Below are 12,532 nucleotides of genomic sequence, written 5' to 3'. Positions count from 1 at the left end.
CAGCCTCCTGCTTTTACTGTCTAAATTTCCTCTGGGGACAGTTCTGAATGAAGCACGGGAACCGTCCCCGTATTTCCTTTTTAGTATGCTCCTTTAATTATGTCAATTTGATTTAATATAAATAGTTTGCAATATTTTATCAGCGCGAAAAAACCCCCTTAATGGGAGCAACACTTTAACATGACATGAGATCTTTAAAATAATAAATTATTGTTCATTTTTCACTTCTGCTAAAGCAACAATGTAACTTAAACTATACCATTAAAGTATCATACGACAACTATCCTAACATAGGGGGTAATTAATTAAAAAGAGGACTGCAATAATACCAGTCCTCAATCTTTATTTTATTAACTCAATAACCTTGTTTCGAACATTTTCCATAACTTCCGTTTTAACTTGGCCAAATTTCTTTCTAACAATATCTTTAGATAATGTATAAACTTTGTCAGCTCTAATTGCTGATGCCACTTTAAGTTTTCCTTCTTTTAAATCTTTTGATTCAATAACAACAGAATAATCAAGATTTCGCAATTGTGAAGTAATAGCAACAACAACAATATCGTCAGTCACATCATTATAACTGTTACTTGAAATTACGAGAACAGGCCGTTGTTTTCTATTTGTTAAATCACTGAAAGGAACCGGTAACAGAACGATATCACCTTGTTTATACATCATTCCAAACCTCATCATCAATGTCATTATCCCAAAAATCCAGACTACTTTCACTAGCTTTTGTTAAGTCCTCTGATAAACTTTTTTCCCTCTTTATTTTAAGAAACTCTGCAAAATCTAAAATTTTATCCACTTCATTTTCAGGTATCTCTTCAATAATTTTAAGTAAACGCTCTTTTGCTGTATTCATATTGCGTTCACCTCTTCCGTATATAGAGTTTATTCTATTATACCACGAAACGTACACTTAAACGATATTCGAGGGTTAAATTGATCTACATGAAACGCTCCCGTTAGTTTAGTAATTAGTTATTGACTCGGTACTCGGGGAGTTCTGTAAATCAAATTAACTTCTCCATAGTTTTCGAGTACAACTGTCATTGGTTTTTCATTCTCTATAAGATGTTGTATCTCCTCTGAATTTATTTCTGGGTCGTTAATCGTTGTAAGAATGTCCAGTTGTGCTTCACCCTTCAGATCTGTTCCTTTAATTTGAAAAGGTATGATTGCATCATCTGGAATTGAAATAGGAGATTCCGAAAAGTGATGAATGACTATTGTTGCATATTTTTCTCCAGCTTCTTTCCCATTATCTTCTTCATAAAATTCTATATGTACCGAAAAGTGTTCCGAATCTAACTGCTCATATTTTGCTATTGGTAACTTATAACCTTCAGGTGTGCGTTCTATATCGTTACATGAAGCTAAAATGAAACCCAAAACAAATATTAGTGTAAGTGACATAATTAGATATTTCTTTTTATGCACAATTCCCCCTCTTTTTTCGTCAATACTACCATAAAAATTCATATAAGCTTTCCAGTCACTATAAATAATAAAAACGCACTAATAATTGCACCGAAAAATAAGAATATCCCCATAACCAAATCTCCTCTGATATCATTCATTATTCTATTCATTTTAGGCATTACAAACCAAATTGTTTGTTCAATATTACTGCCTCGTTAGCACAAGAGTGTTATAAATATATATTAACATAATATTCCAACTTTTTTTCATAAAAATAAAACCCATCGATTCGATGATCTATTGTTTAACTATTGCACCCTATTATTTAAGAAATCAACTCACACGAGAAATCTGTCAATTTCTGATTTTAGTATCAATTTAAAGAATTACATGGCACCTGAAAACCATTTACTTTGCACAGGCTTCCTTTAAATTTTAATAAAACTATTGTATATTGATGGTAACTTTGCTATAGTATTCTTAATATTTTTAAAGGATTGATTTCAATGAAAACAACGTCCAGCCACAAAAGCATTTCATTTTTTTATTATTACTATAACTAAAACTTTGCTATTACTGATAAATTTATCGTAAATAGGAAAGTATTTTCTCATGAAAACATGTAGGTAGATCATCTTCTTCACTACATGTTTTTTATTTTTTTGGTGATTCCACTAAGTGTGTCAATTAAATCTTTGGAGGGATAAATGATGGTAAAAAGTAATGGAGCAAGTATGTTAGATTGTACAATAAGAGATGGTGGATTAGTGAATAACTGGGATTTCAGTGTGGAATTTGTGCGGGAGCTTTATGCTTCCTTAAGCAAAGCAGGCGTGGATTATATGGAAATCGGCTATAAAAACTCACCGAAGCTCCTTCCAAGTGAAGGTGTCGGACCATGGAGATTCTGTGATGAGAAATTATTAAAAGAGACGATTCCAGAAAAAACTTTTACAAAGCTATCAGCAATTGTAGATATTGGCCGTGTCGATGAAGATGACATCTTACCTTGTGAAGAAAGTCATATTGATTTAATTAGGGTGGCTTGTTATCTAAAGGATGTCAATAAGGCACTTGCGTTAGTAGAAAAATTTCATTCTATGGGGTATGAAACAAGCGTGAATATCATGGCAGTATCTAATGCGTTAGAGCCTGATCTTATTGAAGCCTTGGAAAAATTGAATGAAAGTAACGTTGATATTATTTATGTAGTCGATTCTTTTGGCAGCTTGTATAACCGTGACATTAAATACTTGGTGGAAAAATTCAAAGAGCATGCCCCTAAGAAAAAATTAGGAATCCATGCGCACAATAACCTACAATTAGCATTTTCCAATACCGTCTTAGCTGCTGAAAACGGCGTTCAATTTTTAGACAGCTCCGTGTATGGGATGGGACGTGCTGCTGGTAATTGCCCAACTGAATTAGTACTTGGCTACCTGGATGATCCGCAATATGATATCGCTCCTGTTTTAGATGTATTAGAAAAATTGTTTATCCCACTTAGGGAAGAAGTAGAATGGGGTTACCTAATTCCTTATACGATTACTGGTTTGCTTAACGAACATCCAAGAACAGCCATGGCACTTAGAAAATCAGAAAACAAGGATGAATACCGTAATTTTTATGATCAGTTTACATCAGTAGAGACAATGCCTACAGAAGAATAAATAAAACAGGACAATGAGCAACTAGCTTATTGTCCTGTTTTGCTTCTATTTCAGATATGTTGGATCAGGTATACTCACTGATCATTACTCTCAAAGTTCTTTAGTTGATACAACTATCTACTCTTTTTTTGTACGATAAATGACCTTATTTACAATAACAAAGTTATTTTATTGTTCAACTAAAGCCAACAAAAATATTATACTAACAAAAAAGGGCGCCTATATAGCACCCCTAGTTATTACTTTTATTCTTTAACATGTAAAGTTCTCTCTCAAGTTTATTTACTTTATCAGCGATAAAATCGACGTCAATAATTCTTGATTAATTGGTTAATTCAAACTGTCCGCCTACACCTTCAAGTTTTGCTTCAATAGTATCAAATCGATTATGCATTTCAGTTTTCAGATCATTAACATCTGTTCTCATACTTTTAATTTCTTTATTCATTTCTGTAAGTAAATCAAGAATTTGTTTATCCACGTTATCTCACCTCTAACAATAATTATAATAGATATTTAGTAAACAAGCATTACTTTTCTGTTAAAGTACCTACAAATTTTCCGCAATCGCTACCCATTAGTTGAGTGCACCATGCACCATGGGGACGGATCTAGCGTTTCATTCCCTTCTTGCTATTGCTGTTTTCTGTATGAATGGATACAAATACGGTTCCCATTCATTTAAAAGATTATCTAAAATATCATCATAAAAAGGCTGTCAAGGTGAAAGCTGTCAAGTTTCCCCATCGGTTTCTGATACAGACTATCCCATGGGAAGTCTTGTTTCTGTCGGTAATTCCTTGAAAAAACCATCTTTATTCAGCCTCTTGCTTATACTGTCTAAATTTCCTCTGGGGACAGTTCTGAATGAAGCACGAGAACCGGCCCTGTATTTAGGAGATAGCAATAGAGAGTTTATAGGGTGGTAGTCACTCCCTCCTTTGAGGATGAAAGGGGGTGACGCTTATGACTGTTTTTGAGAGTTTAGTACTCATGATTAGCTTCGCTAGTCTTGTAGTGATTATTCTAAAAGACAGCAATAAGTAAATACCACCTTTATTAAGTAATTAACTTAATAAAGGTGGCACAGCAAATTATTTGTGACTGCCACTCAATAGGCAATCTATTGTAGGACTGGAAGATGTACCCGCATCTTTCAGTCTTTTTAATTTATGAAGATATTACATCTATTATACCAAATATTATTGAAAAATAAACTAATTCATTTAAATAAAAAATATTGTAAAAAATTTATGGAAAGAACAATTGGCTGCTTTCTAGTGTTACAAAAAACTATATTAAATTTCTATGCACCATGGGGACGGATCTAGTGTTTCATTCCCAACTGAATTCTTGCTATTACTTTTTCTGTATGAATGGATACAAATACGGTTCCCATTCATGTAAAAGCTTATCTAAATATTATCATAAAAATGCTGTCAATTTGAAAGCTGTCAAGTTTACCCCATCGGTCCTAATGCAGACTATCCAGTGGGAAGTCTGGTTTCCGACGGCAATTCCTTGAGAAATCCATAAACAATTTATCTTTATTCAACCTCTTGCATTTACTGTCTAAATTTCCTCTGGGGACAGTTCTGAATGAAGCACGAGAACCGTCCCCGTATTTCTCGAGAACCATCCCCGTATTTCTCTAAAATTGAAAATCCCCATCCTTCATTAGCAATACTTCCGTTCCACCTTCTTTAATTCCAACTACTTTCATATCTTCGTTGCCAAAGGTCAGATTGACTAACAATAGTGAAGTGTTCAGACCCGCTGCCTTCAACTCTTCCTCAGATTGGCCACTTCCATTTTGAATATTGGAAGGTGATGCATTTCCGATTCCAATATGACAGGCTGTATTTTCATCAAATAAGGTATTGTAAAAAAGAGTATCTGCCTGAGCAAGCGGAGATTTATTAGAGACCAAAGCAATTTCACCTAGATAATGTGAACCTTCGTCTGTTTCGATGATATTTTGTAACACTTCTTGTCCCTTTGCAGCATAACAGTCGGTAATCCGTCCATCTTTAAAAATCAGATAAAAATCATTGATGACACTTCCCTCATAGATAAGAGGTTTCGTACCAACCAATTTGCCACTTACCTTATTTTTATGGGGAGCAGTGAATATTTCTTCTGTAGGAATATTTGCAAAGAAACGTATTCCATTTTTATCTGTCACACCCCCACCTATATAGAGATGATTTTCAGGCAGACCAACGAATAAATCAGTTCCACGGCTATTTGTAAAATGGAGGAATTCGAATTGGCTCTCGTTCAGGAACTTTTTCCGAGACTCAAAGGCTCTATTGTGATTCTCCCAAGCTTTAACAGGATTTTCCCCATCTGCCCGAGAACCTGTTAAAATTAATTTCCATAATGATTCCAGAGCTTCTTCTTTACTTAGATTGGGAAATACTTTCGTTGCCCATGCAGCGTACGGGACAGTCAGAAGACACCAGCGTACCTCGTGGGATCTAATTTTCGCATGATGATCGCTCAATTTGGTACGGGAAGCTTTTTGGAAACGACTTATCCTTTCTGTGGGAACCTCATTAAAGGCATCTAAGTTTTCTGAAATAATATGTACGTAGGCAGCTCCTGCATCCTCCCACTCCTTAAAGCGGGCAGCCTGCCAATCAGGAAAGTGATCGATGACACTTTCTGCTGCATGTAGGTAAAATTCTTTGGCAGACTGCGCATCTGTCCAATCGATAAATACGTTGGAAGCTCCTTCCTCGTAGGCAACTGTTTGGATTAGACGTGCAAACGGAGCATTTTGTATATCACTATGAATAATCAATAATTGATTTTTTTGCAGATTTACACCAGCTCTTACTGCAAGCTCTGCATACTTTTTTAACTGTGTTTCACTTATAAATTCATATATTCCTTTCATCATTTCATATCTCCTCTGTGATGTTTTTGTATCATTTTACTACAGAAGCCTGACCTACTTAAACATACTGCCTCATTAATTTAAACGAAGTCCTTCCCAAAGCCACCTAAAATGAATGGTTTTGTTGCGTAGATTCACATTCCTGCTCCAATAGTGAAAAAGCGTATCTGCTTCTTGTAGATACGCTCACTTTTGGAGTATTAGTAGTATTAGTAGCATTAAATATAAATTGTATTATTTAGATAATGCAATTTTTATATGGGCTAAGTGATGCTCTTCGTGCCAGGATAATTTTGCTACTTTTTCTGCAACTGTTACTATACCGTTTATCTGGTGAGTAAAAGCTCGATCTAATTGTTCTTCAGTTAAACTATTTCCTAAAGAGACGATGCGCTCATTTATACCTTCTAACATTCTAATAGAACTTTCTACAGGAAGCTTTGTATCCGGTTGAATAGCCCACTTTTCTTCATTGAATTCAGGTACAGTTGGATTCTCTTCTGTTAAAGCCAGCTTCACACGCTGATACATGTTCAACTGAGAATCTGCAATGTGATGAACAAGTTGACGGACTGACCAGCTATCTTCACGGTACGTCCTGCTTAATTCCTCATCACTTAGGGAGTCGACCGTTTTTCTTAATCGAATCGTGTAAGTTTCGATTTCCTTTAGCCATTCTTGAATATTTTCTAATGTTACATTTTCAGGAACTTGTAGTTTCCCAATTGGGTATCTTACATCCATTTTCAATCCCCTTTTCCCTTAATCTTTATTTCAAAAAGTTAACCAACAATCTTCAACTCTTCCTTTAACTTATATCCACACTATACATCTTCCATTAGCACAATTTTCATTATTTTATTTTAACATAAATATCCAATAGATAAGGTGTGAATAAATCACCATATACTAACAATTGAATGGTTTATAAATGCTTATATGGTACCTTACCTAAATATAATTAATTCTCATCCTTGCCCTCTAATGCAAAAAAAAAGCCATAACCCTTTGTATGACAGAGATTATGGCTTTATAACAGAAGCATTTTCTACCTATATATCTTTCCTGGCACTTCTAACTAGTTATTTAACAACTCTTCAATAAATTGAAGCGGGACATAAGTTTTTCCTGGCTCAAGCAGAGCTGGTGCCTCATCAAAATAACGAAGGGACTTGTTGTAGCCATATGCCTTCTCGCCCTGTGAAAGTGTGTACGAATGAACGCCTTTGGATAGGATGGCCCCTGTCTCTGTTGCCTCGACCCTATAACCAAGGCTTTCAGCAAGCTTTCGTAGCGGTACCATTTTTGTTCCGTCTACTTCACAGAAATCGTTGGAGATAATGTCATCGATGACAGGATTTGTTGCACCATCACCTTCTTCATCAGTTTCCATTTGATCCAGGACAATTACTTTTTGCGGTGTTGTTTGGGCCGGAATGCTCCTTGTTGTGAATGTGTAAAACACTAATAAGTCCTTTTCCGCCAAATCCGTTTTCTCTACCTCTTTACCAGATACGCTTAACAGTTCCGTCTCTTCACTTATATTTAATTTTAACGAAAGGTTTTCATCGAGTAAATTCTCATCAAATGACCCCACTGCTGCAGTGCCCATTTCCTCTGTCTTCACAATAACTGCCTCTGGACTGTATTGTGGGGGGAAAATTAGTATGGAAGGTTTATTAGAGTACGTGTGAGCCACCACTTTGTCACCTTTTTTCAATTCTGCTTTTTTGCCTGTATTATCATATACAGGTGTATCAGCAGTAATCGCAAGTGTATGTACATTTTCTCCTTCTCTTACTGAATAATAGCTAACATCACCACGCTCCTCTACGCTTTCAACCGTACCTGTAGTTTTAATAAAAACCGGCTGATTTTCCTCCTGTTCAATTGGGGTCTCTGCTGCGGCAAGTGTTGTGCCTGCAACGGCTGTACTGCCTACTAATAATGCCGTTATTGCTAATGGTGCGTATTTTGCCATTTTCATATAAAACATCTCCTTTTTCTTATTATAAAATAATAGTCGACTCCAGAAAGGAAAGGTTACAGAGTGCTGATAGAAATTTTGGCTACTTCGAGAGATTAGTACCTTTTCGGAATAGCTTCAGTGCTTCAACTTGGAAATTAGTTTAAAAAATCAAATTCCCTTTACGTATAATCATTTCTGCCTCAGGTTCAACCTCCTGATTATCTTGATTATTTCAACTAATAAAATAGCCATAACCCTTTATATGTCAAGGTTTATGGCTAAATGCATGGTGAATCTCCTACTTCTTGTAAGATCGTCTAATAACCATTTATTTTTCTGCTGAAATGATTAAGAACATAGGTCTTCGGAGTTCATCTTTCATTTCAGGAATACTTTTTAGCATGTTCTCAGAGGGAGTTGGCTCCTTGACATTCCTTATCTTAAAACCAGCACCAATCAAGTCATTGGTATAAGTTGATAATGTGCGATGATATTTGATAACATTTTCAGTCAGGAATGAGGTCTCACGTAATCCTTCCATTTGGTAATTATCAACCGCCCAATGCAGACGGTTCCCTTTCTCATCATAAAACCAATCTTGTTCATTGCGAGAAGTGAAAATTGGATGTTCGACCGAAAATACAAAAGAACCTTCAGGCTTTAGATACTCATAGACCTTTTTACAGATTGTATCAAAAGAGCTAATATAATGAAAAGCCAAGGAACTGATGACTACATCAAACTGAGAGTCCAGAAAATCAATGTCTTCAATTGGCATTTTCATGTAGGAAATCGAGGAATCATTGGTCATTTCACGAGCTTGTTGAAGCATTCTCTCAGATATATCTACACCAATAACAGACCTTGCTTGCTGTTCACGGGCATAACGGCAATGCCAGCCGAAACCGCATCCCAAATCAAGTACCGTTTTATTTTCGAGTTCGGGTAATAGTTCCTTTAATACGTGCCATTCACCTGCACCTTCCAGTCCTTTAACCGAACGTGGCATGGATTTATATGAAGTAAAGAAATTAACATCATCATATTTGTTTTGCTTCATAATGCATACAACTCCTAATATTTAGTTAGCCTCCCAAAATTAACACAACATCTCATTCAGGAGGCTGACTATCTTCTTCTGACCATTTCTTTCACCTCATAAAATATTTATTCTACTTATGATAATACAGCCCTTACCATTTCAATTTTCACCAGTGCCCGTTCGATGAGAAGGAACACTCTGTTCTTTAAGAAGATGGATAGTTGATTTTGCCGGTTTCCACTAATTGCTTCAGACCTAAAAACATATAATACCAGCCTTGTTCAGTCTCTTTCTTCCAATCAGCATGTGCTTTTTCAATATCTTCCGTTGTCCAGCCTTCTTCATGTGGCACGTTAATTTCTTGTGTGAAGGTCATTTCACAGCCCGAGTTAAGCGGTTGGATTTCCACAGTTATGTCGTCTTCCAGATCACTAAATTGAGGCATTTTGAATGTGAAAACAAGTTTCGTTGGCGGCTCCACAACTTTGTACTCTCCAATAGCGCGATAATCCTTTCCTTCTCGATGATCCACAATTTCCCACGTTCCACCGACACGAGGATCACTTTCTGCCACTTTATTGGTATGTTCCATTGTGAACATCCATTTTTTAATCATTGCTGCTTTCGTCCATGCTTCAAACACTTTTTCTGCCGGAACTTCGAATGTACGCTTCATAATAAGAGTTGCTATTGATGTTTCTGTCATGGGAACCATCCTTTAATCGAATATTTTTTGTTCTATTATTTCATTTTCTTATTTTATAACAATGTTCCTAATAAAACAAAATGGGTCATTTCAGAAATCAGTATACCCAATACAGGACAGTTTTGACAAAACAAAAGCCAATACAACAGAAGTTACTTTTCATTTTGAAGTTATTTGCTGTTCAGCAATGGTCAAATATGAAGAAAAGACGATCACTTAAGAAACGTAATCGTCTTCGTAACTTTCAATATAATCATGGGACTGTGCAAAGAATGGTCATAATATTTTTATTTTCTTTCCGGTTTTTGCACTTTCCAACGCACCAAAAACCATCTCCATACTTTTAATGTTATCAGTACAGTCGGTTTCTGCCAAACGGGTTTCTTCAATGGAAGCAAACATTTCATCCAGGCAACCCCAATGGCCTTCTCGGCCTTCCCATATAATTGATGCGGTTTCAGATTTTGTTTTGCTCACAAATTGAATGGGTTGTTTATTATCAACAAATTCATAGACTGGTATATTTGATCCATCCCAGCGAGCAGTTCCTTTACTTCCAGTTACCCGCCAATCTGATTCCCATGAAGTATTCAACCCCTCTGCACTCCAAGATCCACGGTAGGAGAATACAGATCCATCATTCATTTCATATATGATAATGGCTGATGCGTTTCCTTTATACCATGATCCCGAGGGATTAAACTCGTGACAGTATACTGATACAGCGTCAGCCCCTGATATGAAACGCGCCTGATCAAATGTATGAATTGCCATGTCCACGATAAGCGGGCTATCCATCTCCTCACGGAAACCTCCAAAATGCGGCCCAAGAAAAAAGTCAGCATGTATCGAACCAATTGTACCAATTGCTTCGCTTGCTAAAAGGTCTCGGAATGCACGAATCTGTTTATTATATCTGCGATTCTGCATAACTGAATATTTTTTTCCAGTTTCTTGAGCAACTTTTAAAACTTCCCTGGCATCTTCTAAGGATTCAGCCATTGGTTTTTCCCCGAAAACATTGCAGCCTGCTTTTAACGCAGTTGTGACAATTTGTTTATGTACAGCAGGTATCGTGACATCAAATACAAGGTTTGCATTCGTTTCAGAAAGTGCTTGTGATAGATCTGTAAATAATGGCACCTGTAAATTTCTCCGTTCTGACATAGCCTTTGCTGCATCTATAGATACATCAACTAACCCTGCAATTTCTGCGTTGTCGCGTTGCTCTGCATAATCAAGCCAGGTATTGGACATGCTGCCACATCCAGCTACAACAATTTTATGTAAAGTCATCAAAATCTCTCCTTCTCTCCATTATTTTGGATTTGGCACGAAAATTCCGTCACGGCAAGCTTTTAAATAATTTAATCCATGAACTTGGCCAGTATCTATGAAACACCTTTCTATCATTATGGTAAGGAATAAATCATTTTAATTCTATGGTCAATATTACGAAATATTCGTACAATTCTACGATTTTGCCCACCTGAAAGGGTTGACTAATATTTTTATACTTGATAAGTTAAGAGAAATAAGAAATTGTTGGAAATGGGGGTGGAGTGAAATGACGAATTCACATTTGAAAGAGGCGACATTTATACCTGACAGGACCTTCCCCATCAATATTTTCTTTACGAAAGATATTCCTTTACACTGGCATGATCACATGGAATGGGTCTTTATTAAAAATGGGAAGGCGCAAATACAAATTGATGATGTTTTCGTTTGTTTACAAAAAGGTGAAATCGCATTTGTGAATTCAAAACAGCTTCATGCTGCACGGATGGTCGATGAGAACACAGAAATTATCGCCATTGTATTTAATGAAGCCATCGTTCGAAATAGTGGTTTAGATAACACAGAGAACTTATATTTTTCCCCCTTTTTGAATCAGCAATTAAAATTACCAAATTTTATTAGGAATGATGAAAAACATACTTCACAAATCATTGCATCAATTACAAATTTGGTTTATGAATTTGAACAAAAGAAAACTGGATATGAGCTGTTAATTAAAGCAGAGTTGTTCCGTATTTTTGGATTAATTTTTAGGAATTATGGCTATTTTGAACAACAGTACACTAATCAGTACCAAAAAAAATATAACTTAACATCCCTTTTGGATTATTTACGAGAACATTACCACGATGAAATTAGTGTCAACACGGCATCAAAAATGGTTAATCTTAGTCCAAATCACTTCTGCAAAGTATTTAAAAAAGTGACAGGCAAAACATTAATTGAATATGTTCAGCTTCTCAGAATTAATGAAGCTGAAAAAATGTTATTAGATACTAACTTATCAGTAACTGAGATTGCTGAAAAGGTTGGCTTTGGAAGCATTACATATTTTGGAAGGGTTTTTAAAAAAATTAAAAATGCATCCCCTTCTGCTATTCGATCAGGATCTTGAAAATTCTGGTGTTTATAGGAGGCATACTGAACCCCTACTCTTATTCACTTTTAATAAACCATATTTCTGCAACTATGATTATTTTGACTTCCCTCCGCTTTACCACAAAAAAAACAGCCATAACCCTTCATACAACAAGGATTATGACTATATTGGAAAAAGTGCGCACACCGTATTCCATCATGGTATTGTTAAACTTTCCAAATTTAATCCACAAAACTATCCAGAAATTTACTCGCCTCACTATTAAACTTCCACATCACACCAAACTTATCAACTAACATTCCAAAACTCGCTGACCACGGCACAGCGGATAATGGCATGATCACTGTACCATCTTCTGAAAGCTTTTCGAAAATGGATTTGTTCATTTCCGGATCAGCATCAATGATACTGATG

12 protein-coding genes and 1 pseudogene are annotated in these 12,532 nt (G+C 35.9%); 2 read left to right on the top strand and 11 right to left on the bottom strand.

Going from position 1 to position 12,532, the window contains the following annotated elements; all coding sequences use genetic code 11:
- Positions 1–342: 342 nt before the first annotated feature.
- The 3 genes from F9U64_RS15715 to F9U64_RS15705 form a co-directional block, all read right to left on the bottom strand.
- The gene (locus F9U64_RS15715; protein ID WP_228275753.1) at positions 343–681 is read right to left on the bottom strand and encodes a type II toxin-antitoxin system PemK/MazF family toxin; all 339 of its coding nucleotides are present in this window, start codon (positions 679–681) and stop codon (positions 343–345) included.
- Positions 671–868 carry a DUF2281 domain-containing protein gene (locus F9U64_RS15710; RefSeq protein ID WP_153405745.1) on the bottom strand — a complete coding sequence of 66 codons (198 nt, stop codon included), beginning with the start codon at positions 866–868 and terminating at the stop codon, positions 671–673. The genes F9U64_RS15715 and F9U64_RS15710 overlap by 11 nt, the downstream gene beginning before the upstream one ends.
- 119 nt (positions 869–987) lie before the next feature.
- Positions 988–1,446 carry a hypothetical protein gene (locus tag F9U64_RS15705; RefSeq protein ID WP_153405742.1) on the bottom strand — a complete coding sequence of 153 codons (459 nt, stop codon included), beginning with the start codon at positions 1,444–1,446 and terminating at the stop codon, positions 988–990.
- A gap of 692 nt (positions 1,447–2,138) precedes the next feature.
- Here F9U64_RS15705 and F9U64_RS15700 point away from each other — a divergent pair.
- Complete coding sequence (locus tag F9U64_RS15700; protein WP_153405739.1) at positions 2,139–3,098, top strand: aldolase catalytic domain-containing protein; 960 nt, start codon at positions 2,139–2,141, stop codon at positions 3,096–3,098.
- Between the two features lie 322 nt (positions 3,099–3,420).
- Here F9U64_RS15700 and F9U64_RS23110 read toward each other — a convergent pair whose 3' ends face one another.
- From F9U64_RS23110 to F9U64_RS15665, 7 genes are all read right to left on the bottom strand, one after another.
- Positions 3,421–3,579 carry a hypothetical protein gene (locus F9U64_RS23110; protein ID WP_228275752.1) on the bottom strand — a complete coding sequence of 53 codons (159 nt, stop codon included), beginning with the start codon at positions 3,577–3,579 and terminating at the stop codon, positions 3,421–3,423.
- Between the two features lie 1,170 nt (positions 3,580–4,749).
- The gene (locus tag F9U64_RS15690) at positions 4,750–6,003 is read right to left on the bottom strand and encodes an aminopeptidase (RefSeq protein WP_153405736.1); all 1,254 of its coding nucleotides are present in this window, start codon (positions 6,001–6,003) and stop codon (positions 4,750–4,752) included.
- Positions 6,004–6,234: 231 nt separating this feature from the next.
- Entirely contained in the window at positions 6,235–6,744 is a 510-nt protein-coding gene (locus tag F9U64_RS15685; RefSeq protein ID WP_153405733.1) for a YfiT family bacillithiol transferase, read from the bottom strand.
- A 334-nt stretch (positions 6,745–7,078) separates the two neighbouring features.
- Positions 7,079–7,987 carry a copper amine oxidase N-terminal domain-containing protein gene (locus F9U64_RS15680; protein WP_153405730.1) on the bottom strand — a complete coding sequence of 303 codons (909 nt, stop codon included), beginning with the start codon at positions 7,985–7,987 and terminating at the stop codon, positions 7,079–7,081.
- A gap of 310 nt (positions 7,988–8,297) precedes the next feature.
- The gene (locus F9U64_RS15675; protein ID WP_153405727.1) at positions 8,298–9,029 is read right to left on the bottom strand and encodes a class I SAM-dependent methyltransferase; all 732 of its coding nucleotides are present in this window, start codon (positions 9,027–9,029) and stop codon (positions 8,298–8,300) included.
- A gap of 187 nt (positions 9,030–9,216) precedes the next feature.
- A complete protein-coding gene (locus F9U64_RS15670; RefSeq protein WP_153405725.1) occupies positions 9,217–9,717 on the bottom strand; it encodes an SRPBCC family protein in 501 nt (166 codons plus the stop codon).
- 276 nt (positions 9,718–9,993) lie between these two features.
- Complete coding sequence (locus tag F9U64_RS15665; RefSeq protein ID WP_153405722.1) at positions 9,994–11,013, bottom strand: Gfo/Idh/MocA family protein; 1,020 nt, start codon at positions 11,011–11,013, stop codon at positions 9,994–9,996.
- A gap of 271 nt (positions 11,014–11,284) precedes the next feature.
- On the opposite strand from F9U64_RS15665, the gene F9U64_RS15660 reads away from it, so the two are divergent.
- Positions 11,285–12,133 carry an AraC family transcriptional regulator gene (locus F9U64_RS15660; protein WP_153405719.1) on the top strand — a complete coding sequence of 283 codons (849 nt, stop codon included), beginning with the start codon at positions 11,285–11,287 and terminating at the stop codon, positions 12,131–12,133.
- Between the two features lie 206 nt (positions 12,134–12,339).
- Here the strand turns inward: F9U64_RS15660 and F9U64_RS23105 are convergent.
- Positions 12,340–12,532: pseudogene (locus F9U64_RS23105) on the bottom strand (VOC family protein); the annotation flags it as partial.

Source organism: Gracilibacillus oryzae (assembly GCF_009498735.1).
Taxonomy (GTDB): domain Bacteria; phylum Bacillota; class Bacilli; order Bacillales; family Amphibacillaceae; genus Gracilibacillus; species Gracilibacillus oryzae.
Note: the sequence above shows the minus strand (reverse complement) of the source record. Positions and strands in the feature narration are given on the sequence as shown.

What these genes read in the sequence shown, in the direction of transcription:
- F9U64_RS15715 (WP_228275753.1), bottom strand. Translation starts at nt 681, where the DNA reads ATGATGTATAAACAAGGTGATATCGTTCTGTTACCGGTTCCTTTCAGT.
- F9U64_RS15710 (WP_153405745.1), bottom strand. Translation starts at nt 868, where the DNA reads ATGAATACAGCAAAAGAGCGTTTACTTAAAATTATTGAAGAGATACCT.
- F9U64_RS15700 (WP_153405739.1), top strand. Translation starts at nt 2,139, where the DNA reads ATGGTAAAAAGTAATGGAGCAAGTATGTTAGATTGTACAATAAGAGAT.
- F9U64_RS15690 (WP_153405736.1), bottom strand. Translation starts at nt 6,003, where the DNA reads ATGATGAAAGGAATATATGAATTTATAAGTGAAACACAGTTAAAAAAG.
- F9U64_RS15685 (WP_153405733.1), bottom strand. Translation starts at nt 6,744, where the DNA reads ATGGATGTAAGATACCCAATTGGGAAACTACAAGTTCCTGAAAATGTA.
- F9U64_RS15680 (WP_153405730.1), bottom strand. Translation starts at nt 7,987, where the DNA reads ATGAAAATGGCAAAATACGCACCATTAGCAATAACGGCATTATTAGTA.
- F9U64_RS15675 (WP_153405727.1), bottom strand. Translation starts at nt 9,029, where the DNA reads ATGAAGCAAAACAAATATGATGATGTTAATTTCTTTACTTCATATAAA.
- F9U64_RS15670 (WP_153405725.1), bottom strand. Translation starts at nt 9,717, where the DNA reads ATGACAGAAACATCAATAGCAACTCTTATTATGAAGCGTACATTCGAA.
- F9U64_RS15665 (WP_153405722.1), bottom strand. Translation starts at nt 11,013, where the DNA reads ATGACTTTACATAAAATTGTTGTAGCTGGATGTGGCAGCATGTCCAAT.
- F9U64_RS15660 (WP_153405719.1), top strand. Translation starts at nt 11,285, where the DNA reads ATGACGAATTCACATTTGAAAGAGGCGACATTTATACCTGACAGGACC.